17 protein-coding genes, 3 pseudogenes and 1 riboswitch are annotated in these 24,457 nt (G+C 69.9%); of the genes and pseudogenes, 9 read left to right on the plus strand and 11 right to left on the minus strand.

All coding sequences use genetic code 11. The features are described 5' to 3' along the window. Nucleotides 1-13: 13 nt before the first annotated feature. On the minus strand, nt 14-511 hold the full coding sequence (locus ACZ6MZ_RS30455; protein ID WP_469355603.1) for a GNAT family N-acetyltransferase: 498 nt from the start codon (nt 509-511) through the stop codon (nt 14-16). Between the two features lie 132 nt (nt 512-643). On the opposite strand from ACZ6MZ_RS30455, the gene ACZ6MZ_RS30460 reads away from it, so the two are divergent. Beyond that, on the plus strand, nt 644-1,267 hold the full coding sequence (locus ACZ6MZ_RS30460; RefSeq protein WP_469355605.1) for a hypothetical protein: 624 nt from the start codon (nt 644-646) through the stop codon (nt 1,265-1,267). Then, complete coding sequence (locus ACZ6MZ_RS30465) at nt 1,267-2,064, plus strand: hypothetical protein (RefSeq protein ID WP_469355607.1); 798 nt, start codon at nt 1,267-1,269, stop codon at nt 2,062-2,064. Before ACZ6MZ_RS30460 ends, ACZ6MZ_RS30465 begins: the two co-directional genes overlap by 1 nt. A gap of 74 nt (nt 2,065-2,138) precedes the next feature. Here ACZ6MZ_RS30465 and ACZ6MZ_RS30470 read toward each other — a convergent pair whose 3' ends face one another. Together ACZ6MZ_RS30470 and ACZ6MZ_RS30475 are read right to left on the minus strand one after the other, a co-directional pair. Continuing rightward, entirely contained in the window at nt 2,139-3,962 is a 1,824-nt protein-coding gene (locus ACZ6MZ_RS30470; protein WP_469355609.1) for a glycoside hydrolase family 99 protein, read from the minus strand. 256 nt (nt 3,963-4,218) lie between these two features. Beyond that, nucleotides 4,219-4,887 (minus strand): O-methyltransferase, encoded by a 669-nt coding sequence (locus ACZ6MZ_RS30475; protein WP_469355611.1) that lies wholly within the window; start codon nt 4,885-4,887, stop codon nt 4,219-4,221. Between the two features lie 260 nt (nt 4,888-5,147). Here ACZ6MZ_RS30475 and ACZ6MZ_RS30480 point away from each other — a divergent pair, with 260 nt between their 5' ends. The 3 genes and pseudogenes from ACZ6MZ_RS30480 to ACZ6MZ_RS30490 form a co-directional block, all read left to right on the plus strand. Then, the gene (locus ACZ6MZ_RS30480) at nt 5,148-7,256 is read left to right on the plus strand and encodes a bifunctional glycosyltransferase 87/phosphatase PAP2 family protein (protein WP_469355613.1); all 2,109 of its coding nucleotides are present in this window, start codon (nt 5,148-5,150) and stop codon (nt 7,254-7,256) included. Nucleotides 7,257-8,010: 754 nt separating this feature from the next. Next, nucleotides 8,011-8,206 (plus strand): annotated as a pseudogene (locus ACZ6MZ_RS30485) (mycothiol transferase); the annotation flags it as partial. Continuing rightward, nucleotides 8,200-8,718, plus strand: a pseudogene (locus ACZ6MZ_RS30490) (transposase); the annotation flags it as partial. The pseudogenes ACZ6MZ_RS30485 and ACZ6MZ_RS30490, both read left to right, overlap by 7 nt. An 18-nt stretch (nt 8,719-8,736) precedes the next feature. On the opposite strand, the gene ACZ6MZ_RS30495 reads toward ACZ6MZ_RS30490, so the two are convergent. Next, entirely contained in the window at nt 8,737-9,483 is a 747-nt protein-coding gene (locus tag ACZ6MZ_RS30495) for a phosphotransferase family protein (protein ID WP_389784392.1), read from the minus strand. 267 nt (nt 9,484-9,750) lie between these two features. Here ACZ6MZ_RS30495 and ACZ6MZ_RS30500 point away from each other — a divergent pair. Then, nucleotides 9,751-10,610: pseudogene (locus ACZ6MZ_RS30500) on the plus strand (IS701 family transposase); the annotation flags it as partial. Between the two features lie 302 nt (nt 10,611-10,912). On the opposite strand, the gene ACZ6MZ_RS30505 reads toward ACZ6MZ_RS30500, so the two are convergent. Next, nucleotides 10,913-11,416 (minus strand): GNAT family N-acetyltransferase, encoded by a 504-nt coding sequence (locus ACZ6MZ_RS30505; protein WP_389784395.1) that lies wholly within the window; start codon nt 11,414-11,416, stop codon nt 10,913-10,915. 856 nt (nt 11,417-12,272) lie between these two features. Here ACZ6MZ_RS30505 and ACZ6MZ_RS30510 point away from each other — a divergent pair. Then, entirely contained in the window at nt 12,273-13,052 is a 780-nt protein-coding gene (locus ACZ6MZ_RS30510; RefSeq protein ID WP_389784398.1) for an SDR family oxidoreductase, read from the plus strand. A 15-nt stretch (nt 13,053-13,067) separates the two neighbouring features. Here ACZ6MZ_RS30510 and ACZ6MZ_RS30515 read toward each other — a convergent pair whose 3' ends face one another. Beyond that, nucleotides 13,068-13,685, minus strand: coding sequence for a hypothetical protein (locus ACZ6MZ_RS30515; RefSeq protein ID WP_469355616.1), 618 nt, complete (start codon nt 13,683-13,685; stop codon nt 13,068-13,070). A 202-nt stretch (nt 13,686-13,887) separates the two neighbouring features. Here ACZ6MZ_RS30515 and ACZ6MZ_RS30520 point away from each other — a divergent pair, with 202 nt between their 5' ends. Beyond that, nucleotides 13,888-14,550 (plus strand): phosphotransferase, encoded by a 663-nt coding sequence (locus ACZ6MZ_RS30520; protein WP_469355618.1) that lies wholly within the window; start codon nt 13,888-13,890, stop codon nt 14,548-14,550. 673 nt (nt 14,551-15,223) lie between these two features. Here the strand turns inward: ACZ6MZ_RS30520 and ACZ6MZ_RS30525 are convergent. The 5 genes from ACZ6MZ_RS30525 to ACZ6MZ_RS30545 are packed head-to-tail and all read right to left on the minus strand — an operon-like array spanning nt 15,224 to nt 21,311. Next, complete coding sequence (locus ACZ6MZ_RS30525; RefSeq protein ID WP_469355620.1) at nt 15,224-16,201, minus strand: ECF transporter S component; 978 nt, start codon at nt 16,199-16,201, stop codon at nt 15,224-15,226. After that, on the minus strand, nt 16,198-17,922 hold the full coding sequence (locus tag ACZ6MZ_RS30530) for an ABC transporter ATP-binding protein (protein ID WP_469355622.1): 1,725 nt from the start codon (nt 17,920-17,922) through the stop codon (nt 16,198-16,200). Before ACZ6MZ_RS30530 ends, ACZ6MZ_RS30525 begins: the two co-directional genes overlap by 4 nt. Next, nucleotides 17,919-19,181: an energy-coupling factor transporter transmembrane protein EcfT gene (locus ACZ6MZ_RS30535; RefSeq protein WP_469355624.1), complete on the minus strand. Its 1,263-nt coding sequence runs from the start codon at nt 19,179-19,181 to the stop codon at nt 17,919-17,921. The genes ACZ6MZ_RS30530 and ACZ6MZ_RS30535 overlap by 4 nt, the downstream gene beginning before the upstream one ends. A gap of 10 nt (nt 19,182-19,191) precedes the next feature. After that, nucleotides 19,192-19,962, minus strand: a complete 771-nt coding sequence (locus ACZ6MZ_RS30540; protein ID WP_469355626.1) for an SCO2322 family protein — start codon at nt 19,960-19,962, stop codon at nt 19,192-19,194. Then, a complete protein-coding gene (locus ACZ6MZ_RS30545) occupies nt 19,959-21,311 on the minus strand; it encodes a prenyltransferase/squalene oxidase repeat-containing protein (RefSeq protein ID WP_469355628.1) in 1,353 nt (450 codons plus the stop codon). The genes ACZ6MZ_RS30540 and ACZ6MZ_RS30545 overlap by 4 nt, the downstream gene beginning before the upstream one ends. Nucleotides 21,312-21,440: 129 nt before the next feature. Then, a riboswitch (cobalamin riboswitch) is annotated at nt 21,441-21,514 on the minus strand. Between the two features lie 503 nt (nt 21,515-22,017). On the opposite strand from ACZ6MZ_RS30545, the gene ACZ6MZ_RS30550 reads away from it, so the two are divergent. After that, nucleotides 22,018-24,450, plus strand: a complete 2,433-nt coding sequence (locus ACZ6MZ_RS30550) for an endonuclease/exonuclease/phosphatase family protein (RefSeq protein WP_469355630.1) — start codon at nt 22,018-22,020, stop codon at nt 24,448-24,450. Nucleotides 24,451-24,457 lie beyond the last annotated feature (7 nt).

Genomic DNA, 24,457 nt, shown 5'->3' on the forward strand with positions numbered 1-24,457 from the left:
CGCTCCGCCCGCCCTAAGTCCTGGCGGGCGCGGTGAGCTCCTTGCCGTACCAGATCTCGCTGTACGGGCCTTTCTCGCCGTACGCCGGGATCTCCTGGAAGCCGTGCTTGGCGTACAGCCCGCGCGCCTCGACCAGATCGAGCCGGGTGTCGAGCACGAGCCTGCCGGCCCCGAGCCGCCGCGCGGCCTCCTCCAGGGCGGTCAGCAGCGCCCCGCCGCCCCCGGTGCCGCGTGCGGCGGGGGACACGTACACCCGCGTCAGCTCGGCCGTCCCCGCGTCCAGCACGCGCAGCCCGCCGCAGGACGCGGCCTCGCCGCCGTACCGCCCGACGACGAACTCTCCGGTGGGGCGGACGAGGTGATCGGGCGGATCGCCGGCCAGCCCCTCGTCGATCTCCGCCGCTGTCGCGGGGCGTCCCCAATAGCGGCTCGCGACCTCGTCGTAGTAGGCGCGGCGCAGCCGGGTGGCGTCGGGGGTGCCGAAGGACTCGGGACGGACGGACCAGTTCATGGTTATTTCTGTACCCGAGCGCGGGACCGTTTGGCCACCGGATTCCGGGCAACCCGACTCGGAGAACGACCCGTTATGAGCAGTACCGAAACGAGTACGAGCCGAGACGAGCCGAGAACCAGGAAGGCAACCATGTCCACAGTCCTGATCGTCGTCGCTCTGATCGTGGTGTTTGTGATCATTGTGGCCGCGGTCCTGTACCTCGGGCCCGGCAGGGGAAGCGGGCGAAGCGGACTGAAGCGCCGGTTCGGACCGGAGTACGACCGTGTCGTCGCCCGCCATGACGGTGACGCCAAGGCCGCCGAGCGCGAGCTGACGGACCGGGTCCGGCGCCATGGCGGCCTGCGGCCCGAGCCCCTGCCCGCGGACCAGCGCGAACAGTACGTGGCCCAGTGGGCCGGTCTCCAGGAGCGCTTCGTCGACTCCCCGCAGGACGCGGTGGCCGAGGCGGAAAAGCTGCTGGCCCGGCTCGCGGGGGAGCGCGGCTACCCCGAGGGCGCGCGGTACGACGACCAGCTCGACGCCCTCTCCGTACACCACGCCCATCAGGTGGACGGCTACCGCAGGGTGCGTCACGTGGCCTCCGACGACGGCCGCGGCGCGAGCACGGAAGAGCTGCGCGAGGCGATGGTCGGCGCGCGCGAGCTCTTTGAGCAACTGATCCTCGCCCACCCGGAGGAGAGCGGAAAGAACCGCCCCGGGAGCGCCGGCCGGAACCGGAACTTCTCACTGCGGCCCAAAGGGAGTGGTGCGTAATGACGTACGACCCGAAGAGTGACCAGAAGCATGAGGAAATACCCGAGGCGGCGCAGGCCCCCAAGGCCCCGCAGGCCCCCAAGGCCCCGCAGGCCGCTCCGGCGCCCAGGACCGGGCAGACAGGGCACACCGCCAGGACCGGGCAGGAGCGGGCCGTCATGACCCCTGAGGCCCGCGAGGTCCGTGAGCTCCGCGAGGAGCCCGCGACGTCGGAGACGGCCGGGACGACGGAGACCGGTGGGATGTCGGGGCCGGTCGGGACGAAGGGTACGGCCGAGACGAAGGGGACGGGCGGGACGCGCGAGGCCGTCAAGCCCCTGCACACCCGGCAGTCCCACGACACGCGCGAGGTCCGCGAGCCGGCCATGCCGACGCGTGCCCCGGACGCGGCCCCGGGCAGGACGGCCGACAAGGCCCGCGCCACGGCCCCCGGCACAACTGCCGGCACAACCGCCGGAAAGGCTTCGGGCAAGGCTCCTGGGCATGCGACGGACGGCGCGAATCCGCGGCTGTTCCCCCAGGACGAGAGCGACAAGCTGACCCTGCGTCTGCAGGAGGCCCTCAACACCTTCGTCGACGGGCCGCGGCGCTCCGTCGAGGAAGCCGCCGGTGTGCTGGAGGAGGCCGCCGAGCGACTCACGAGCGCGCTCGCCGAACGGCCCCGTTCGCTGCGCGCCAGCTGGGACGGGACCTCCGCGGGCGACAAGAACCGCTCGGCGGACGGCTCCGACACGGAGGACCTGCGGCTCGCGCTGCAGAGCTACCGCGAAGTGACGGAACGGCTGCTGCGGATCTGACACCGCACCCACGCGGTGACGAACTCGGAGGCGACGGGCAAGGGACGGCCCGCCGCCTCCGTTCGCGTGTCGCCTTAGTTGGAGATCTCGATGTCGTCGATGAACGCGTTGAAGTCGCCCGCCGTGCCGCTCCGGTCGTAACCGACGAGGATCTTGGTGATGGTCTTCCCGTTCAGCCAGGTCCCGATGTCACTCCGGATCTTCGTCCAGCTGCCGACCGTGCCCTTCGCGGCACCCGGATGCATGTCCACCCCGGTCGTGGTGGTCGCGGCGCTGTCCCTCAGCGTCGTCCCGTCGCTCAGGATCAGATCGACGGACACACTGCGGCCGCCCGCGTCCTTCGGCAGGAAGCCATACGTCAGCTTGGTCGTCCCGGAGACCGGGATGCTGACGTCGAACGCCTGGAAGTACACGTACGAGTGGGCCGTCGACGGCGTACGGCCCTGGGCGCGCAGCGCGGACTGGCCGAGCTGATGGTCAGCGCCGGTGACGACGCCGAGGGTGGGAGCTCCGGTGCCGCCGGGCCCCGTCACATTGAGCGTGCCGCCGCCGACCGGGGTGTTGGTCCAGGTCGGCTGGGCGTCGGCGTCCTTCTCCAGGCTCGTACGGAGGTAGACGGGGCCGGCCGAGAGCGGGATGGGCACCGTGGTGGAGAGCGGGTCCTGACCGGTGATCATGCGCGTCGCCTTGGCGGCCAGCCGCAGATAGAAGTCCGAGGAGACGAACTTGCCGTCGGCGCTGGTCGTCAGGAAGTACTGGTTGGTCGGGACCATCGAGGAGTCCTCGGCGGCCGGCGCGATGGCCGTGCCCTCGTCGTACTCGTCGAACATCGCGATGAACGCCTGCCCGACCCCGGCCTTGCGCACATTGGCGGCCTGCTGCCAGAGGAAGTCACCGCCCTTGCGCGGGATCTGGTTGCGCGAGCCGCCGTTCCAGTTGGACCACGCGAAGCCCGGGTAGATGACGGGCTGGTAGTCCTGCCCGTTCGCGTTCATCGCGTCCCGGTCGGCGGCCAGTTGGGGCGCGGTGTCCCCGATGGAGCCGACCATCCACGGCGAGAGCATGTTGAAGGCTTTATAGACGGCGCCGAATCCCGGCTTGGCGTCGGTGTCGGTGCGCCAGCCGCGCGGGACGCCGCCGATCACGTAAAGGCCCTGGTCCTTGAACCACTTGACGATGCGCTCCGCCTGCGCGGCCGAGCCGGGGCGGTCGGCGAAGCCGAAGCCCCACAGCTCGACGACCGGCTTGCCGCCCTCCCTGGCGTAGGCGGGGGAGTCGGTGATCTTCATCGAGCCGTTGAGCGTATTGGTCCAGTCGTCCTTGAGGACCTGTTCCACATTGGCGTCGGTCAGCCCGCTGACGTCGTACTCGACGTAGAAGCCGCGGCCGTACTTCTCGGCGGCGGTCCGCACCTTGGTGGTGATGGCGTTGCGCTGGGCCGTGCGCGGCGAGGCGGGGTCCGCGATCTCGTTGCCGAAGCGCTGGAGCGCGGCGCCGTCGATCCCGTACTGCTGCATCCAGCTGAAGTGCTTGTCCACCACATCGGTGGGATACGAGGAGAAGAGCGTCGCGGGGCTGCCGTTGCCGAGCGGGGCGTACCCGGTCTGGAACGACGACGACGCGGCGTACTGGCGCATGTCGGGGTACAGCTCGAAGGACTGGTTGCCCGGGGACGGCTGCCTGCCGCCGGCCCAGTGCGTCCACTGGTTGACGGGGGAGCCGTCGCCGGGGGCGGCGAACCAGCCCTGATAGCCCGCGTAGACCTTGTTCTTGACGCTGGGGGGAGCGAGGGCGGCGGCGTCGGCCTGGGGGACGTTGGCGGTTCCTGCCCAGAGGAGGCCTGAGACCACGGAGAGGGCGAGGGCGGTACGGAGGAATATCTTCCGGCGTCTGAGCACGATGCTCCCTTGGTTGGGGAGTGGGGGGACGCGGCGACAGTGCCCGCGCGCGACGCGAGCGCGTCGGCATTTGTCAACGACACTCACAAATGCCGGAGTTGATGTCAATACTTCTGACGCCGACGCCCCCGGTGCCTGGTGTGCCGCGTGTGTCTCTGGGGCGGCGCGGGTGGTGTGAATGGTGCGGGTGGTGTGTCTCTGGGGTGGTGCGGGTGGGGGGTGCGGGCGGTGGGGGATGTGGGCGGTGCTCGGTGTGTCAGGTGAGTACGCGGGCGAGCGCGAAGCCGTCGTATCCCTTGCTGCCCACCGTCTGCACCGCGGTCGCGGACAGCCGCGGATTCGCCGACATCAGCTCGATCATGCGCTGCGTGCCCCGCACCGCGGCATCGGTGCTCGCCGCGTCGGCGACCGCCCCGGCCCGTACGACGTTGTCGACGATGATCACGCTGCCCGGGCGTGTGAGCTTCAGCGCCCACTCCAGATAGTGCGGGTTGTTCGGCTTGTCGGCGTCGACGAAGACGAGGTCGAAGGGGCCCGCGCCCTCTTCGGCGAGGCGTGGAAGGGTCTCCAGCGCGGCCCCCGTCCTGACCTCGGCGATCTTGTCGAGCCCGGCGCGCGCCAGATTGGCGCGGGCCACGTCGGCGTGGGCGGGGTCGTACTCCAGGGAGATCAGCCTGCCGTCCTCGGGCAGCGCCCGGCCCAGCCAGATGGTGCTGTAGCCGCCGAGCGTGCCGATTTCCAGGACCGTACGGGCGCCCTGGATGCGGGCCAGCAGATGGAGCAGCTTGCCCTGGTTCGGGGCGACGTTGATGGCGGGCAGGCCGGCCGCGTCGCTGGCGGCGAGGGCCGCCGAGAGCGCTTCGTCGGCGGGGACGAGCTGATCGGTGAAGTAACGGTCGACCGCGTTCCACTGCTCCTGGGACATGAGGGCCTCTCATCGGTGGCGGAGTACCGGCTGCCGGGATACCGGGGTGCCGGGAACCGGGGTGCCGGGCTACCGGGAACCGGGAAACCTGAGTTAGTTCCCGCCTGGAACATATCGCAGGGGGTAGGTGGGGTAGGAGGTGCTTCCCGGCCTGTTGTCACCGAAAGTCCGGAAGTCATGGGCGTTGAGACAAAACAGGGATGACAGTCAGGCGAAGAGGGGGTTGCCTGAGTCTTCTCGACGGGGCAGTGCGAGGCTCTATGCCCCAAGGACGGCGTTTTCGGACGGAGGGTCGGCGCGGCGTGGTGAATGCAGAGCACAGCGTGCACGGCGGTGCGGCGGCGGGTACTGCGGGAACCGGGTTCGGCAGGGCCCGGGCAGTTCTCTGGCTGGTCGCCGCCGTCCTCGCGGTGAGACAGGCGGCGGCGGTGCTACGGCAGCCGCCCGGTGAACGGCTGACCGATCTGGGGACCTGGATCGGTGACAACGGTGTGCTGCATGTGACGGGTTCGCTGTACGACACCGGACAGTTCACCGGCACACCGTTCGCCGGCCTCGTCCTCAAACCGCTGGCTCGCTCGGCCGAGCGGAGCCTCGGCATCGCGTGGACCTTCGGCACCCTGCTGCTCGTCGTCGCTCTCGGCCTCGTCGTGGCCCGCGCCCTCCCGGGCCGCGTTTCCCGCCGTACCGGACTGCTGGCGGCGCCGGTCGCGATCAGCCTGCTCATGCTGTCCCTGCCGGTACGCAACAGCTTCTATCTCGGCCAGACCAGCATCATCCCCGTCCTGTTGGTGCTGCTCGGGTGCTTCGTCGTACGCGGCGAACGAAGCTCCGGCGTCCTCATCGGCATCGGCGCGGCCCTCCAGCCCGCCGTACTGCTCTTCGCGCCGCTGCTGTGGCTGACCGGCCGGAAGAAGGCCGCCGTCACCACCGCGGGCACCTTCGGCGGTGCCACGGCCCTCGCGTGGGCGGCCATGCCGGCGGACTCCTGGACGTACTGGGTGCACCACGTGGCGGGCGCGGGCCTCGGCGAACGCCCGGACAACCTCGCCAACCAGTCCCTGCACGGCGCGCTGCTCAGGATCGGCCTCGAAGGGCCTCTGGAAGTCGCGCTCTTCGTCGTCCTGGCGGCGGTCGTCATCGCGCTCGGCCTGCGGCGCGCGGTCCGCTACGCCCGGGACGGGCAGCTGCTGCTCGCCGTCGCGCTGACCGGCTGCGTGGCGGTCGCCGTCTCACCGACGGCCTGGCAGCACCAGCTGCTGTGGATCCTGCTGGCGCTCGTCGGCCGGGTCGGGACGCGGGCCGGGGACCGGCTGGTCTGGCCGGCGGTGGTGGTGCTGCTGATGACGCTGCCGGGGAAGATGATGCTGCCCAACATGGCGCCGCTGCACCCGATACGGGAGAACGTGCCGCTGATCGCGGCGCTGGCGGCGGCATGCGCGGTGCCGTTCCTGACGCGTACCTCGCCGTATTTCGAGAGACCGGTGCCGACCGAATACGCGCGGCCGGTGCCCGCGCGCTGGCGCCGTGTCCCGCTGGCGCCGTTCTGGCGCCGGCTGCTCAGCCGCCCGAACCTGCTGCTCGAACTGCTCGTCATACGTGTCGGATACTCGGCCTACTCCCATATCCGCCTCGCCGCGACGGGCGGCCGCACGGCCGCCGAGGAGCACGGCCGTCAGATCATCTCGATCGAGCGGGCGCTCGGGATCGACATCGAGCACTGGGTCAACCACGCGGTCGTGAACGCGGAGTGGGCCGAAAGTTTCTTCAACTTCTACTACACGTCCTTCCACTTCGTGGTGCCGCTGTCGATCCTCGCTGTGCTGTACGTACGCCGCCCCGCGGACTACCGCTGGGCGCGCTCCTCACTCGGCTTCGCCACGGTCCTGGCGCTGATCGGCTTCTGGTTCTACCCGCTGGCCCCGCCGCGGCTGATGCCGGGGCTCGGCTTCATCGACACCGTGCACGGCCCGCAGGACCTCGCGAACCCGGACTACGGGGCGATGACGGCGGTCACCAACCAGTACGCGGCGATGCCGTCGCTGCACTTCGGGTGGTCGCTGTGGTGCGGTGTGGTGATCGTGATCCTGGCGCCGAAGCTGTGGATGAAGCTGCTGGGTCTGCTGCACCCGCTCTTCACGGTGTGCGCGATCGTCGCCACGGCCAACCACTGGGTGCTGGACGCGGTGGGCGGCGCGGCGGTCGTGGGCACGGGCTTCGCGCTGACGTACGTACTGGCGGGCCGACGAGAGCTGCTGCCGGAGCTACGGTCGTCGGGGGATGGGGTGCGGGCGGAGACGCTGGCAGAGGCGGACCCGTTCCCGGAGGGGAAGCGGGCGACCGGCGGTGAGTCCGTCCCGGCGGGGTAGGGGCGGGGTTGTTGGCTGCGGGTCAGAAGCTGGTATTCGGGGTGGGTCGGGTTGTGTGGTGTTGGGTGGGGCCGCCCCTTTCTGTTTGAGTGTCGCGGCTCCGGGCCGGGCGTCAAGGGCGCTCCTTCGTCGCGTCGGCTACGCCGATTCCGCTGCGCTCCACCCTTGACGCCCGGCCCTCCACCGCAAGTGACTCTTTGAGGGGGCGGCCGGGGGGAGGGTTCCCCGGAAAGGCTCGCTAGTGGCGGTTGTCCTTTGCCGACCTCGGGTCGGTGGGTGTGTGCGCGGCAGTGGAATGGGGCGGCCCGGCAGGGCTTAGCGACCGACCACCGTCCGTGGCCGAGGCACAAGCTGGTGTCTGAGCTCTGTGACCGCATGACACCTCAGAGGCGGGTACGAGGGACGCTCGATGCCCTGATATATACCCATTTGCCCAGCCGATTGGATCCCCCGCCGGTCGGTCATGCGTCAGGGGGTGCGATTACGGGCTCTCCCGCGATTGGTCGTGAGGCGTGTTGGCCTGGAGGCTGGCGGTTGGTTCAGCAGGTCATCGGGCAGACGGGCACGAGTTCGGTGCTCGTCCGGCGCTGGGTGGTGCGGTCGGATGCCGGGCCGGTGATCGTTGGCGTGTTCGACGCGGATCCGGCGTGAGGACTGGCAAATCCGGGTGTCCCCTTCCGACCGCCCCAGTAGCGTGCGCCGGCATGACATCGGAACTGGCACGCCCCCCGCTCTAAGCGGACGAACACACCGCCCGACCTCACCGGTCATGACGATGGCCGGTCTCATCTCCCACATGCGCTGAACCGAGCACATGTGGCTTCCTCGGCGGCGACGAGAAACAGAACCCGTCGTTCGACGAGTCGAGCGAAGACGCCGACTGGCACACCGACGGCCGCCCCCTCGCCGAGCTCCTCGCGGAGTACGAGGCCCAGTGCACCCGCACGAGCTGCTGCTCACGGAGCTGCGGGCCGCAGACTTGCTGGACTTCTCCCGCGCCGCGGTCGGCTCCAGTCACATCCGCGTGATGAAGGCCGGGCCGGCCACCGGTCCGTCCCCGGTGGCCCGGGGCAAGGCCGGCAGCAAGCATCACCTGATCGTCGAGGCGCACGGCATCCCGGTCGCCGCGATTACCACCGGCGGCAACCGCAACGACGTCACCCGACTGATCCCGCTGATCCAGGCCGTTCCGCCGATCTGCGGTAAGCGCGGCCAGCCACTGCGCCGCCCCAAGCACCTGTACGCCGACCGAGGCTATGACCACGAGGTTTACCGGGACTAGGTCCGCCGGTTCCAGATCACCCCGCGCATCGCCCGGCGCGGCTCCGGGCACGGCTCCGGCCTAGGCGTCTACCGCTGGGAGATCCGCGACGACATCCACCACGCGTTCGTCACCCTCGGCTGCGCCGTGGCGATGCACCCCAGGAGATGGCCTGCTCGATGTGCCAGAACGCACTCATAGCAGCGGGCCCGCGCAGCCTCACATCCGGGATCTCAGCACGTCGACCTCACAGCCCGCCATGAACGGGTCGAAGCCGTGCTCGACCAGCCAGTGAACCACCAGCAGGCTTCGTAGCGACCACCACGCGCGGATCACGTCGAGGTCGACGTCGGTGCCATAGCCGGCGACGACGTCACCGAGGTGCTCCTCGTGTCCGAGCGTCAAGGTGGCGAGGTCGTACAGGGGATCGCCCTGGCCTGCCTCGGACCAGTCGATGATGCCGGTGATCTCGTCGTCTTCGGTGAAGACGTGAGTGATCTGCAGGTCGCCGTGCGTGAACATCGGAGTCCACGGCCGGAGCGCGGCCTGGGCGACCCGGCGGTTGCGGGTGACGAGGTCGGCGGGTAGGACGCCGTTCGTCACGAGCCGCTCGCACTCGCCGTCGAGATCCGCCGCGAGTGCGTCGAGGTCCCGGCCGGCCCCGCCGGGCCAGGGCGGCAACGGCGCGTCGTGCAACTTCCGGATGGCGGCACCCGCCGCGGCCCACGCCGCCGGGGACGCGGTCGACGGCTCGCCGAGGCGGCCGAGTGCTGTCCCTGGGACCGCGGTGATCGCGAGCACGGGCGGCTTGCGCCACAGGACCTCCGGGGTCGGGACCGGCACCAGGGCCATCGCCTCGACCTCGACGTCGATGCGCGCCTGATCGGCGTCCACCTTCAGGAACACATCGCCGACGCGCAGGGTCGCGCGCTCGGAATGGGCGACGACAACTTTGACCTCATCCATGGGCGACCAGTATCCCGGGGATGACCGTCTGCGTCGCAGGGTTTATCGCGTGCGATTGCGCGGCTACCCGGCGGCCTCGTGCACGACACCGACCGCTGCCCAGATCCTAATACTCCAGCTGTAGATCGTGATCTTGCTGATCGGGGCCAGTGCGGATACGGGTGCAGCCACCGTTGATCATCGTGAGTTGTGTGGACTGACGATGAGACGGTGGCCGCAGGTCAAAGCATAGATACAGGCCGTTGGCGGGACGCGTTCGAGGTGGCCATGGGCCGTATTGCGGGCCGCTTCGCCCGGGTCGAACCCCGGCTGCGGGCCGGACGTTTGATGCTGGGGCTGCTGTCGGACCTGCCCCGCAAGAACTGCTGGACGATCGCGGAGTGGGTGGGGGAAAAGTCCCCGCACGGCATGCGGCATCTGCTGTGCAGGGCGTCGTGGGACGCAGATGCGGTGCGTGACGATGTACGCGAGTACGTCGTGAAGCATCTCCACGACGAGGAGGCGATCCTGGTCGTGGACGAGACCGGCGATGTGAAGAAGGGCACCCGTACCGTAGGGGTCCAGCGCCAGTACACCGGAACCGCCGGCCGGATTGAGAACTCCCGGGTCGCCGTCTATCTCGTCTACGCCGGGGCACGGGGACACGCGGCCGTGGACCGGGAGCTGTACGTCCCACGCTCATGGACCTCGGACCCGGACCGCTGTCGGGCGGCCGGGCTGGCCGAGGACACCGTCTTCGCGACCAAGTCGGAGCTGGCCCGCACTATGATCGAACGGTTCCTGGACGCCGGGCATCGTATCGACTGGGTGACGGGCGATGAAGTTTAGGGCGGCAACCCGAAACTGCGGGCGGCCCTGGAGGAACGCGGTCTGGGCTATGTCCTCGCGGTTGCCTGCTCGGCCGAAGTAGCCACCTCGCCTACTACCGCTGCCATTCCACCGGGCCGGCTCCGTTGCGCACCCTGGTCAGGACGGCGAGATCCAGATGGCGGGTGGAGGAAACCTTCCAGTCCGGGAAGGGGCTGGCCGGACTCGATGAACACCAGGTCCGCCGCTACCCGTCCTGGAGCCGCTGGGTCACCCTCGCCATGCTCGCTCACGCCTTCCTCGCCGTCGTCCGCGCAGACGAGCATGCACGGCGCACTGGTTCGGACGACCCGGCCCCGCTGACTTGCAACGAGATCCAGCACCTGTTCCTCACCATCGTCGTCCGGCCACTGAACGACCTCGCTCACCGGATCGGCTGGTCCGACTGGCGACGCCGCCATCAGGCACGATCACAGGCCAGCCATTACCGTCGACAAGCCGCAGCCCAGACATAAAGATCACGATCTACACCCGGAGCACTAACCGATCTCGGCATGCATGGCGCTCCGCCGGAGCGCACTCGATCATGTGGAACATGAAGCCCCGGGAGCGTGCTCTCACGTCACGGCAACGAGCGTGTGAGCCAGACGACTTCACCGTTGTCTTCCGTGGAAACGTGATCCCGCTCGAACCCGAGCTTCTCAAGGACGCGGAGCGACGGTGTGTTCCACGCACCGACGGTCGACCAGAGCCGCTTCCGCCCGGTCGCGATAGCGGCATCGAGCACCGCGCTGGCCGCCTCGGTGGCGTAGCCACGCCCATGCGCGCGCCGGAACAGCTCATACGCGATTTCAGGCTCCTCTACGGTGGAGCGGCCGATGATCAGCCCGCAGTAGCCGATGAAGTCGCCTTCGTCACGGCGCTGGATGGGCAACAGGGCGATCCCCGTAGTCGCCGTCGCAGTGAGCAGCTCCGCGATGGACGTCTGGATGCGCTCAACCGTGGGGGTTCCCTTGCCGCGTTCGGAGAGGAGGGCGCAGAACTCAGCGGCGTCCGACTCGGCCCATGGCCGCAGTATCAGCCGCTCGGTCTCAAGGTGGAACGGCATCGTCTCGTACGTAGTCATGCCCCCACTTTGCCCCACTGATCATCACGAACTACAGCTGGAGTACTAAGGGCTATTACTAGCGCGGCTCCGCGTAGCGGGCGGGCCCTTGCCTCAGGAGCCAGGCCAACACGCCTCACGACCAATTGCGGGAGAGCCCGTTGGGGCCCGTCTGGCAGATCATGGATGGGGCGTCTGGCGATCAGCTTTGTCCGTGCCGTACGGATCCAGGCTGGGCCCGCATGACCCACATGTAGCCGGCCAGACCAATCGATCCGCGCACCATGGCGTCAGCCCACGCCGGCAAGATGCTGCCCCAGGCGTTCCATCCCAGGCTCCAGAAGAGGAGCAGACTCAGTGCGCTTGCTACTACGACCGCGCTCCCGTACTTGACCAGTGTCGTGCGGCGTCTGCCCAGCCAGGCTCCCAAAAGCCCAGCCGGGATCTGCACCATCACATGGAAGCTTGCGCATGCCATCGGCACAACGAAGAGGAGGACCAAGGGAGAGTCCGCGGTGGGATCTCCTGGCGGGGTTGCGTAGGCGGCGTCCAGCATCCACAACGGCGGCACCAGGAACGTGAGCAGGAGTATGGCTCCGCTCAGATGCATAGCGCCGAGGTGCCGCAGTGCGGAATGTGAAGCCCTGACGCTTCGCCCTCTGACGCCATCGGTTCTCTCGCTCATATTTCCTCTCCCGTCGCCGTATGCATGGTAATCAGGCGGTTGCCCCGTCCTCGCACGGCCTAGCACGTCCCGCAGGGGAGTCGTCATGATCCGCCGCCTGTCGATTCGCGTTTCTGACTCACTCTGCTGCTGTAATGCGTGTCAGCAGATTCGAAAATCGAACCAACTTGGCCGGCGGGACAGGAGACCGACATGACGTCCGTGCTCATCACCGGGGCCTCCAGGGGCATCGGCCGAGCCATCGCGATCGAACTCGCCGCCCGCGGCCACAGGGTCGTCGCCACCGCCCGCCAGCCCGAAGACCTGGACGATCTCCCCGTCGACCAGCGTCTGCGCCTCGATGTCACCGATCAGAAGAGTGTGGATGAGGCCCTCCGGGCCGCCGGAGAGATCGACGTGCTCGTCAGCAACGCCGGCGCGACGGTCCGCGCGTCCCTGGAGAACGTGCCCATCTCCGAGGTCGAAGCCCTCTTCCAGCTCAACACCTTCGGCCCCCTGCGGGTGGTGCAGGGTGTGCTGCCCGCCATGCGCGAACGAGGCGCGGGCCGACTGGTTTTCGTCTCCAGCATCCAGGGCCGACTCGTGGTGCCGATCATCGGCCCCTACGCCGCCAGCAAGTGGGCATTGGAGGCGTTCGCCGAGACGCTGGCCGTCGAGGCAGGCCACTTCGGCGTCAAGGTGAGCATCCTCCAGCCGGGCTCCGTCTCCTCCGGCGCAGTCGAGCGCGCCAAGTCCTTCTTCACGGAGAACGACCCCTACACCCCCCTGTTCAAACAATTCGGCCCTCTGCGCGGCACGTCCATCTTCGAGACCATCACCCCCGAGGAAGTGGCCGCCGCGGTCGCCGACACGATCGAACAGCCCGATCCTCCGCTCCGCGTCCCGGTGGGCACGCCCGCCAGGACCGCCCTGGAGGCCCGCAAAGCAGCACCGGAGGACGCTCCCTTCGTACCGATCACGCTCGACTGGTAGCCGCATTGCGATGCGTCAGAGGCGCCTCGCTGACGCGCCAACTTCCGCCCGCCCCTCGGGTCGGCTGCGCCGAGCACGCCAGCTCCACACCGTGTGCCCCACGAGAGCCACGGCGACAACGGCTGCAACGACGCGAATCGCGTTCCAGGTTATAGCGACAATCAGCCCTTGCGAGTCCGTCTCCGTGCTCAACCGCTCAGAGGTCTCAATGAAAGCGATCAACGGCACAAGCAGGCGGAATGGAAGGCCGGCGATACCGGGCGTTCGCGCCAGGTTTCCCACCAGCCCCACAGGCGCACCGAAGGCGAAAGCTGCTATTCCCCAGACCAGGATGCTGGAAGCGAGGCCCTCCCCGGACCCGCCAGAGATAACGCGTCCGATCGGAGCAGCGGGGCTCAGAAACTTGAAGAGGTAGTACACGGCCACGCCGATGGCCAACGCCGAAGAAGGCAGCAGTGCCGACTCAATCTTGGACCGGCGGGAATAACCCACCAGAAAGGCGAAACACGCCCACGACCATCCCCCGGAAAAGACAAGGGCCACAGCATGGCAAATCGGGTTATCGAATTTGCCTGCGAGCGGGCCAATGACACCAAGCGCCGCGCCCAGCCCGAGAGCTACCGTGACAGGCACGACAAGATCTCCTGTACTTCCGCGTTCGCCCACACCGTTGGGCAGTGATCCCGATCGGTGTATGAGCTTCGCTGAACGGCGGAGATGGCGTCAATACCGCTATCAGCCTGCCGTGCATGAAGCCGATCAAGCCATCTAGTGCCGCACTAGGCAACGTTCGCCCTGTTGGCAGGCGATAGGTGGCCAAGACAGACTGCCCGGCATGGAGTTGATCGCACGGGGGCGGGACGCTGATGTGTTTGCCCTGGATGAGTCCAGGGTGCTGCGACGGTATCGGCACGAGGGGTGGCCGACCGATCTGGAGTCGCGCTTAATGACTCACCTGACTGCGTGTGGGTATCCGGTGCCGAAGGTGTACGAGGTCACCGATACCGACATGGTTCTTGAGCGGCTGACCGGACCGACGCTGCAGGAAGCGTTGGCCCGGCGCCCGTGGCGGGTGCGTGACCTCGGTCGAATGCTGGGCGGCCTCCACGATCGACTTCATGGGCTGTCGGCACCGGCATGGCTGCCCAAGCGGTTCGGCACTGCGGGTGATGACCGGGTGCTGCACTTGGACTTGCATCCGGGCAACGTCATTCTGACCGGGCGCGGCCCCGTGGTGATCGACTGGAGCAACGCGGGCGCTGGTGATCCCGCTGCCGATGTGGCGATGACCATGGTGACCGTCGGCAGCGCCGATGTCCCCGGGCTTGCCGCACGTCTGGGACGGGGTCTGCTTCTGCGAGCTGTCCAGGGCGGCTGCGGAACTGATCCCACCCCGCGGGTTCAGGAGGCGGTCAACGCCAAGCTGGCCGACCCGAATCTCACCATCACAGAGGTGGCGTGGTTGCGGAACCGTGCTGCTGTCTCTGTCGGTCCCTGAAACCGACGCGGACGCGGGCAGTGGACCAGGTCGCCGTGTCCGGCGCTGACGCGATGACTTGCCCACGGAGGGCCTGCGCATCCTGCTCCGCGAGGAGGGCGTCTCCTTTCACGAACAGCGCAGCATGATCCGTCAATACATCATCCGGCGGTACAAATACGCCGTCGATGAACGTCTGCGCAGGGTCGTCGACAGAGCGAACGTTGCGACACGTGACGCCCTTATATGTACCTATTTGCCCGGCCGATTGGATCCCCCAGCGATCGGTCGTGCGTCAGGGGGTGCGTTAAACGGATCCTCGGGCACAAACGAGCCCTCACCGGCCCACTTTCGTCCCACATGTCACACCCACCCCACCACCCACCCGGCTCAGACACCAGCTTGCGCCCCAGCCCCCGCCGCCGTCAGTCGCTGAGCCGGTGCCGGACCGCCCCATTCCACTGCCGCGCAATCCACCCCCAGACCCCAGGACGGCAAAGGGCCCGGGCCCAGGACTGAGCTCCCCGGGGAACCCTCCCCCCGGCCGCCCCCCACTGCCTTCACTTGCGGTGGAGGGACGGGAGTCAAGGGTGGAGCGAAGCGCAATCGGCGCAGCCGACGCGACGCAGGAGCGCCCTTGACGCCCGACCCGCAACCGCGACACTCAAACAGAAAGGGGCGGCCCCACCCGTCATCAAACGACCCGGCCCGCCCCGAATACCCCTCGGTCCTGATCCGCAGACGACAACTCCCCGCCGTTGAGGGCCGGGTCCTCGAAGGTGGCCTCTGCGTCGAACGCGGCCCGTCGGGTGGCCCGGCGCAGTGCCTTGAGCACCGTGGCGCCGATGGTGAGAGTCAGTACGACCGTGAGCACGGCCCGTCCCAGGTCCCAACCGAACGAGGTCGCCGCGCAGTACGCCAGGAAGCGGACCACGTTGTCGTGGACCGGATCCCCGGGATGGAAGGAGATGCCGGTCGAGAGCCCGCCGATATACGTCCACCCCTGCAGATTCATGATCGTGCCGTACGCGAACGCCGCGCACGCCCCGTACAGCGCGAGCATCAGCAGCTCGCCGCGGCCACGCAGCCGGTCCGGCCCCGGCAGCAGCCCGGCGCCCATCGTGAACCAGCCCATGGACAGCATCTGGAACGGCATCCATGGCCCGACCCCGCCGGTCAGCAGCGCCGACGCGAACATCGTGACCGAGCCGAGGACGAAGCCGAACCCCGGCCCCAGGACCCGGCCGCTCAGCACCATCAGGAAGAACATCGGTTCCAGTCCCGCCGTGCCCGCCCCCAGCGGTCGCAGCACCGCCCCGACGGCGGCCAGTACCCCCAGCATCGCGACCGCCTTGGCGTCCAGCCCGGAATCGGCGATGGTCGCGACCACGACGGCCACCAGCAGGGGGAGCAGCGCGGCGAAGAGCCAGGGCGCGTCCTGGGAGTGCGCGAGACCGGACGGGGAGTCGGCGAGCAGCGGCCAGCCGAAGGCGATGATCCCGATCGCGCTGACCAGGGTGAGGGCGGCGATGGAGCGCGGCCCGAGCCGTACGGCGCGAGCCTGCGGTACGCCCACGTCGGCAGCGCCGCCCACGTCGCCCACGTCGCCCACGTCGCCCGCGCCGCCCGCGGCGCCCATGTCACCCGCGTCGCCCGCGCCGTCCGTCCTCATCGCGACTCCTCCGCCACGCCGAGCGCCGTACGGACCTGGGTCACCGTCAGCCACTCCTGCGGGGCCATGATTTTCGCGACCTGCGGCGCGAAGGCCGGGGACGACACCACCACCCGGTGCGTCGGGCCGTCCGCCACGATCTCGCCGTCGGCCAGGATCACCACCCGGTGTGCCAGCTCCGCGGCCAGTTCGACGTCATGCGTCGCCAGGACGATCGCGTGCCCCTCGGCCGCCAGCGCCCGCAGCACCCCGACGAGACGGCCCTTCGCCGCGTAGTCCAGGCCGCGCGTCGGCTCGTCGAGGAGCAGCAGCGGAGGCCGTCCGGTCAGGACGACAGCGAGCGCCAGCGCCAGCCGCTGCCCCTCGGACAGATCGCGCGGATGCGTCGTGTCCCGCACATCCGGCAGCAGCTCGCCCACCAGCGCCAGGCAACTGCCGGGCGCCGCGCCCGCGTCGCCGTCCGCCGCCGCGCACTCGGCGGCGACCGTGTCGGCGTACAGCAGATCGCGCGGCTCCTGCGGTACGAGACCGACCTGACGGATCAGCTCGCGCGGCTGCGTACGGTGCGGGGTGCGGCCGCCGACGACCACCGCGCCGGAGGCGGGCTCGACCATCCCCACCAGGGTGCTCAGCAGGGTGGACTTGCCCGCGCCGTTACGGCCCATCAACGCGATCGTCTCGCCCGGCGTGACGGTGAGCGAGACCCGGCGCAGCGCCTCGATCCGGTCGCGCCGTACGCCGAGGTCCTTGACGACGGCGAGAAACTCGGGGTCGCCGGATACCGGGACGGCCTCGCGGTGGCGCAGCAGCCTGGCGAGCGCGCCCCGGGGTGACGACCCCCCAGCGCCCGTACTGATGCTGCTACGAGCGCCCGCACCACCGGCGGCCACCGGCGGTGGTTCCGTCCCCGCCAGCCGCTCCCGCAGCTCCGCCGCCCCGCGCCTGGCATCCCGTACGGACAGCGGCAGCGGCTGCCAGCCGGCCAGCCGGCCCAGCGCCACCACCGGCGGATACACCGGTGACACCGCCATGATCCGTTCCGGATCCCCGACCACCGGCGGCTGCCCGGGGCCGGGGAGCAGGATGACCTGGTCCGCGTACTGCACCACCCGTTCAAGCCGGTGCTCGGCCAGCAGGACGGTCGTGCCGAGGTCGTGCACCAGCCGTTGCAGCACCGCAAGCACCTCCTCGGCCGCCGCCGGGTCGAGCGCCGAGGTCGGCTCGTCCAGCACCAGCACTTTGGGGTGCGGAGTCAGTACGGAACCGATCGCGACCCGCTGCCGCTGACCGCCCGAGAGCGTGGCGATCGGCCGGTCGCGCAGCTCGGCCAGCCCCAGCAGATCGAGCGTCTCCTCGACCCTGCGCCGCATCACATCGGGGGCGAGGCCCAGCGACTCCATGCCGTACGCCAACTCGTCCTCGACGACATCGGTGACGAAGTGAGCGAGCGGGTCCTGCCCCACCGTGCCCACGAGGTCGGCGAGTTCGCGCGGCTTGTGGGCACGGGTGTCGCGACCGTCGACGGTGACGCGGCCGCGCAGGCTGCCGCCGGTGAAGTGCGGGACGAGGCCGGAGACCGTACCTAGCAGCGTCGACTTGCCGACCCCGGACGGCCCGACGAGCAGTACGAGTTCGCCTTCGGGCACGGTGAGGTCGACCCCGCTGATCGCGGGCGCCGGGGCATCGCCGTACGTCACCGACACCTGCTCGAACCGGATCACGGGGTCGTCTCCTTCGACGCGGAAGCCTGCGGGAGCGCCGTGGGCACCGGGGGCGTCGACGGCGCCGTGGGCGCTGCGGGCTTCGTCGGCGCGCTCGGCACGGGCGCGATGAACGCGGGCAGCAGACCGATCAGCGTCCCCGCCGCCGGCCACAGCGGCAGCGTCGGCGCCACCAGAGGTACGACACCGGGGTGCAGCGCCTCCGGATCCACGGCGCCCGCCCGGATCATCAGCGCCGCGACGGCCGCGCCCGAACCGGCCACCAGCCAGGCGCGGACGCCCCAGCGGTCGGGACGGTAGCGGGTACGGACGGAGCGCCGGCCGCCGAGCCGCAGCCCGGCCAGCGCCGCGGCGAGCCCGGCGGCCAGCAGCGGCAGCCCGTATCCGGCGCCCTGCGCGGCGAGCAGTCCGTACGATCCGGCGCACACCCCCAGCAGCCCGCCGAGCGTGAGTGCGGTGGTGGTGTGCCGTACGGCGGGCGGGACCTGGGCCGTACGTCCGTATCCGCGGGCGTCCATCGAGGCGGCGACGGCGACCGACCGTTCCAACGCGCCTTCCAGGACCGGCAGTCCGATCTGCAGGATCGCCCGCACCCCGCCGGTGGGGCGGCCGCGCAGTCGGCGGGCGGTGCGCAGCCGCAGCACATCGGCGACCATGTTCGGCGCGAAGGTCATCGCCACGACGACGGCGACCCCGGCCTCGTACAGCGCGCCCGGCAGCGACTTGAGCAGCCGGGCCGGGTTGGCGAGCGCGTTCGCCGCGCCCACGCAGATCAGCAGTGTGGCGAGTTTCGCGCCGTCGTACAGCGCGAAGACCAGCTGCTCGGCCGTCACCCGGCCGCCGATCCGTACGCCCCGCGCCCAGTCGGGCAGCGGCAGTTCGGGAAGGGTGACCAGTACGTGCGAGCCGGGGATCGGCGAGCCGAGGAAGGCCGAGAACAGCAGCCGGATGACGATGACGGCCAGGCCGAGCTTGACGAACGCGCCGTACGAACGGGCCCAGGGCGCGTCGGTACGGCGGGCCGCCACCACATAGCCCGCGACGCCGACCAGCAGCCCGAGCAGCAGCGGGTTGCTCGTACGGGACGCGGCGGCGGCCAGCCCGAGCGCCCACAGCCACCAGGCCCCGGCGTGCAGGGCGTTGGAGCGGTTCGCCTCGGGCGCGCGGAGCGCGGAAGAGCGGTCCAGGGTACGGGGTTTCGCGGTACGGGGGTTCGCGGTGCGGCGGCTTACGGAGCGGCGGCTTACGGTCCTGCTCATCGCGTCCGGCTCAGCCGCGCCGGCGGCGGGCCTGCCAGAACCCGGCGGCGGCGAGGACGATCACGGCGGCGATGCCGCCGAAGACGCCGACGGAGGGGCCGACACCGTTACTTCCGCCGTCGTTTCCGCCACCGTCCGCACGAGTGGAGCCGGAGGGCTCGGACACGGCCGAATCCGCGGTCGTCGGCGTGGCCTTCGAAGCGGGCTCCGAGCCCCCGTCTCCACCCGGCACCGTCACCTGATCCCCACAGCCCGAGGCCGGGTAGCCGGAGATCGCGCAGAGCAGCGCGGCGCTGTTGTAGCGCAGCGGCTTCGCCACCGCCGCCAGGGCCTCCGCGGCGGTCGCGTCCTCGCCAACCCGGGCGCACCCGGTCCGGAGAGCGGGCGGAGTCTCCCCGTCCGGGGCGTCGGCCGGCGTACCGGAGTCGATGACGACCGCGATCCGCTTGCGGCCGTCCTCGGCCGGGGTGTCACCGCAGAGCGTCGCGAAGTCGGGGGTTCTGCGCGGCTTGGCCGCGTCCCCGCTGTCCTCGCTCACCGAGAAGCGGAAGCCGCGGACAGCGCCGTCGGCGGGCCGCGCCGTCGCGGGCCCCTGGGTGGCGTAGGTCCACTTCCCGCCGTCGCTCTCCCAGAACGACCAGTAGCGGTAACCGGCCGCCTGCGCGTTCCCGGCGCCGAACGCGAGGACGGCGGCGAAAGAAAGGACAAGGACACAAAGGGCACAGACGAAAGCGGACGGAGCGGACGGAGCGAACGGAGGCCGGATCCGGGTGCGGATCACGGCTGCTGGGTCTTCCTGCGGCTGTTGATCACAAAGCCGATCGCGACGCAGCAGACGACCAGACCGATCCCGATGCCCCACAGCGTGCCGCGTCCGTCCCCCGCACTGGTCCCGCTCTCGGCGGTGGCCGGTGCCGTCGCGGCCACCACGGCCTTCGGCGCGGGACCGGTCGCGTTCAGCCGCTGTACGAGGTCGATGCCGCCGAAGTTGTGCGGGTCGGTGTCCGTCGCATGGGCGGCGAAGATCAGCTGGGCGTAGGCGGCCGGCCCGTTCTCCTGTGCCCAGGCACCGGAGTTCTCCTTCAGCCACTCCAGGGCGCCGGTCGCCTGGTCCCCGTATCCGGAGGCCATCAGGGCGACGACGGCGTCCGCCGTGTTCCCGACGTCGGGCAGCGGTGCGCTGTCGTCGGCGCCGGGCATCGGCGGCAGATCCAGATGCCCGGTCGCACCGAGCGCGGACGCCAGATAGGCGGCGCCGTTGCGGGCCGCCCGCTCGGGTGCGAGGTCCGCGGTCTTCTCGCAGGACGGCGCCGGGCCCGCCTCCACCGGCGCGGTCACCATCCGCTTGCCGACCCCGCCGAGCACGGCCGCCGCGGTGGCGTCGTCATTGGCGCTCAGCTTCCCGGCGGCGTCCGGCTGGTACGCGAAGGCTCCGGCGTCCGCTCCCGGATCGCAGGGGATCGAGAAGCTCACCAGCGCGTCATAGGCGTTCCTGCCCTCCGGCGACCGTATCGAGCTGGGGCGTATGCCGGCGACGGTCAGTGCGCCTATCACGAGGGAGGTGGAGTTCGCGTCGCTCGGCGTACCGGGGCTGTAGCTCCAGCCGCCGTCCTTGTTCTGTACGGACCTCAGCCAGTTCATCGCCTTGTCCATGGGAGCCCGTTGGCCGCCGAGCGTGGAGAGCGCCTGGACGGCGGCCGCGGTGGCGTTGGAGTCGACCATGGTCGTGGCGTCGCACGGCGTGGTGGGGTCGGCGCGGTACGCGGGGAAGGCGCCGTTGGCGCACTGCTGCCCCTTCAGCCAGGCAACGGCCTGGTTCGCGGGCCGGACGCCCGCCGCGAACTGTCCCAGCATCGCCAGCGACTGCCGCCACACACCGTCGTACGTGGGGTCCTTGTCGCCATACAGCCCCGGCGGGATCACGACCGGCGGGGGCGAGGAGGGAGAGACGGAGGGTGAGGCGGAGGGCGAGGCCGAAGGAGCGTCGGACGCGGCCGGCGAGGGGGAGGCGGAGGAGGACGGCGAGCCGGCGGGATTCACATCGCCCCCCGCGACAGCGGCCGGAGCGACGGCCACGCAGAGCACGGCGGATGCGGCGAACACGGCCGCGCTGCGGCGAACGGTGGTCATGGCGGGGTGGGCCTCTCCTGCGGGAGCCGGGCGCAGGCACACTCAGGCACCAGACTCCGGCCTCGTATACCTCGACGATGCCGGCCACCGGCGGTTTCCGATGGCACGAGCCGGTCACGACCGCGTACGGGGCATTCCGGCTCCCCGCCTGCGAGGGCGGGCTCACGGCTGCGGGTCAGCGCCGGATTCGCACCGACTTCCCCCCGTACGGACATGATGACGACGCGCTCACTCTACCGGCCCGTACCAGACCGCTCCCCGGGCGGACGGCCCGAGGCGGACGGGGGTACGGGCGGGTGCTTAACTCGCCTACTGAACCGGGAGGTTGTGGGCCGGCGAAGGAGATAACGATCAGTGGGTCCATGGCCCCGCCACCCGGCAACCTGGTTAAATCCGGCGAACGGTTGGTAAACACTTGTGCTTTGGGTCGTACCGCCTCTTGTTGGAGCCCGGTCTACGCGCGTATCTTGAGCCGACTTTCAGGCTTCGCGCACCTCTCCTCCACGCCGCGTCCACATGAATCACGTGCGGGAACGCACGGGGAGCGCGTGAGAGAAAACGCGACAGATCACGCGACGCAACAGCAACAGCAACACGCAACACGCGACAGAACGCACAAGAAGGACCAGAAGAAGGACCGGAAGAAGTTCCGCAAGCTGGTCCGCACGCAGGTCCGCAACACGTCCCGTAAGAGAAAGAGCTCACCGTGCCCCCTTCCATACCCCCGGCCCTGCGCGGTCGGCGCGGCAGATTCATCGCGCTGGCGCTCCCCGTCGGCCTGGCCGGATCGTTCGTCGTGCTCCCCTTCACCGCACAGGCGGCCCCGTCCCCGGACGCGGTGATCGCCGAGGTCTACGGCGGCGGTGGCAACTCAGGTGCCACCCTCACCAGCGACTTCATCGAGCTGGGCAACTCCGGTGACGGTCCCTTCGACCTCACCGGCTGGTCCGTGCAGTACCTCAGCGGCGCGCCCACCCAGAGCTCCAAGTGGCAGGTCACCGAGATCACCGGTGCCATCCCGGCGGGCGGCAGCTACCTCGTCGAGGAGGCCAAGGGCACCGGCGGCGACACCGCCCTGCCCACCCCGGACGCGACCGGCGCCATCGCGATGTCGGCGAGCAGCGGCACCATCGCGCTCGTCCACTCGACCGCCCCCCTGACCTGCGTCACCGCCGCCGACTGCGCGGCGGACGGCAGCATCAAGGACCTGGTCGGCTTCGGCACCGCCCTGGTACGGGAGACCTCGCCCGCCACCGGCGCGGGCAACACCACCTCGGTCGCCAGGAACGGCGCCCTCGCCGACACGGACAACAACTCCACCGACTTCGTCGGCGGCACCCCGAGCCCCCGTAACAGCGGAGGCACGGGCGGCGGCGGCGAACCGTCTCCCACCCCTTCGCCCACCGACACCACCCCCGGTGAGCTGCGCATCCACGACATCCAGGGCGCCACCCGGATCTCCCCGCAGGCGGGCAACACCGTCACCAACGTCCCCGGCGTGGTGACCGCCGTACGCTCCACCGGCTCCTCGCGCGGCTTCTGGTTCCAGGACACCACCCCGGACAAGGACCCGGCCACCAGCGAGGGCGTCTTCGTCTTCACCGGCTCGGCCACCCCGCTGGTGCGGGTCGGCGACTCGGTCCTGGTCTCCGCGAAGGTCACCGAGTACTACCCGGGCGGCGCGAGCGCCGGCGGGCAGTCCGTCACCGAGCTGACCGGCCCGACGACCACCGTGCTGTCCTCCAGCAACGCGGTGCCCGCGGCCGAGCTGATCGACTCCAAGACGCTCGCCGAGTCGTACGCGCCGAAGGTGCAGGGGCTCAACATCGAGCCGCTCACGCTGAAGCCCGCCAAGTTCGCCATGGACTGGCTGGAGTCCCGCGAGGGCACGCTGGTGCGGATCGGCGACAGCCGCGTGGTCGGTGCCTCGAACTCGTACGGCGAGACCTGGATCACCACCAAGCCCAAGCAGAACCCGACGCCCCGCGGCGGCACGATCTACACCTCGTACAACGACGTGAACTCGGGCCGTCTCCTGGTCGCCTCGCTGACCGGCGACAGCCTCGCGGCCAACGTGGGTGACACCCTCGCCGGCCTGACCGCCGGCCCGCTGGACTTCGCCAACTACGGTGGCTACAACATCCAGGCGACCGTCATGGGCAAGGTCACGTCGGGCGGGCTCAAGCCGGAGGTGGCCAAGAAGGCCAAGTCCGACGAGCTCTCGGTGGCCACGTACAACGTCGAGAACCTCGACCCGACCGACCCGCAGGCCAAGTTCGACCGGCTGGCCGAGGGCGTCGTCACCAACCTCGCCACGCCGGACATCCTGAGCCTGGAGGAGATCCAGGACAACAACGGCGCCAAGGACGACGGTACGGTCGCGGCCGACCAGACCCTCGCCCAGTTCATCGAGGCCATCAAGAAGGCCGGCGGCCCGACGTACGACTGGCGCTCCGTCGACCCGACGGACAAGGCCGACGGCGGCGAGCCGGGCGGCAACATCCGTAACGTCCTCCTCTTCAACCCGAAGCGGGTCAGCTTCGTGGACCGCCCGGGTGGCGACGCCACCACCGGCGTCAAGGTCGTCACCAGCGGCAAGCACGGCAAGGACATCTCCCTGTCCGCCTCCCCGGGCCGCATCAACCCCACCTCGGACGCCTGGAAGAGCAGCCGCAAGCCGCTGGTCGGTGAGTTCACCTTCCGTGGCGAGCAGGTCTTCGTCATCGGCAACCACTTCAACTCCAAGGGCGGTGACCAGCCGGTCCACGGCCGGTTCCAGCCCCCGACGCTGAGCTCCGAGACCCAGCGCGTGGCCCAGTCCAAGGAGGTCCACAGCTTCGTCGCCGGGCTGCTCCTCAAGGACATGAAGGCCAAGGTCGTCGTTCTCGGTGACATGAACGACTACCAGTTCTCCAAGCCGCTGACCGCCCTCACCAAGGGCAAGGTCCTCACCGACCTGATCAACACGCTGCCGGAGAACGAGCGCTACAGCTACGTCTACGACGGCAACTCGCAGACCCTGGACCACATCCTGGTCAGCCCGGCCATCAAGAAGCCCGGGTACGACGTCGTCCACATCAACTCGGAGTTCTCCGACCAGACGAGCGACCACGACCCCCAGGTGGTCACCATCCGCTGACCCCTCG

The organism is Streptomyces sp. NPDC042201, assembly GCF_055582185.1.

Excerpts from the sequence above, each read along its gene's own strand:
- ACZ6MZ_RS30455 (WP_469355603.1), bottom strand. The coding sequence starts at position 511 with ATGAACTGGTCCGTCCGTCCCGAGTCCTTCGGCACCCCCGACGCCACC.
- ACZ6MZ_RS30460 (WP_469355605.1), top strand. The coding sequence starts at position 644 with ATGTCCACAGTCCTGATCGTCGTCGCTCTGATCGTGGTGTTTGTGATC.
- ACZ6MZ_RS30465 (WP_469355607.1), top strand. The coding sequence starts at position 1,267 with ATGACGTACGACCCGAAGAGTGACCAGAAGCATGAGGAAATACCCGAG.
- ACZ6MZ_RS30475 (WP_469355611.1), bottom strand. The coding sequence starts at position 4,887 with ATGTCCCAGGAGCAGTGGAACGCGGTCGACCGTTACTTCACCGATCAG.
- ACZ6MZ_RS30480 (WP_469355613.1), top strand. The coding sequence starts at position 5,148 with ATGCCCCAAGGACGGCGTTTTCGGACGGAGGGTCGGCGCGGCGTGGTG.
- ACZ6MZ_RS30495 (WP_389784392.1), bottom strand. The coding sequence starts at position 9,483 with ATGGATGAGGTCAAAGTTGTCGTCGCCCATTCCGAGCGCGCGACCCTG.
- ACZ6MZ_RS30505 (WP_389784395.1), bottom strand. The coding sequence starts at position 11,416 with ATGACTACGTACGAGACGATGCCGTTCCACCTTGAGACCGAGCGGCTG.
- ACZ6MZ_RS30510 (WP_389784398.1), top strand. The coding sequence starts at position 12,273 with ATGACGTCCGTGCTCATCACCGGGGCCTCCAGGGGCATCGGCCGAGCC.
- ACZ6MZ_RS30520 (WP_469355618.1), top strand. The coding sequence starts at position 13,888 with ATGGAGTTGATCGCACGGGGGCGGGACGCTGATGTGTTTGCCCTGGAT.
- ACZ6MZ_RS30525 (WP_469355620.1), bottom strand. The coding sequence starts at position 16,201 with ATGAGGACGGACGGCGCGGGCGACGCGGGTGACATGGGCGCCGCGGGC.
- ACZ6MZ_RS30535 (WP_469355624.1), bottom strand. The coding sequence starts at position 19,181 with ATGAGCAGGACCGTAAGCCGCCGCTCCGTAAGCCGCCGCACCGCGAAC.
- ACZ6MZ_RS30545 (WP_469355628.1), bottom strand. The coding sequence starts at position 21,311 with ATGACCACCGTTCGCCGCAGCGCGGCCGTGTTCGCCGCATCCGCCGTG.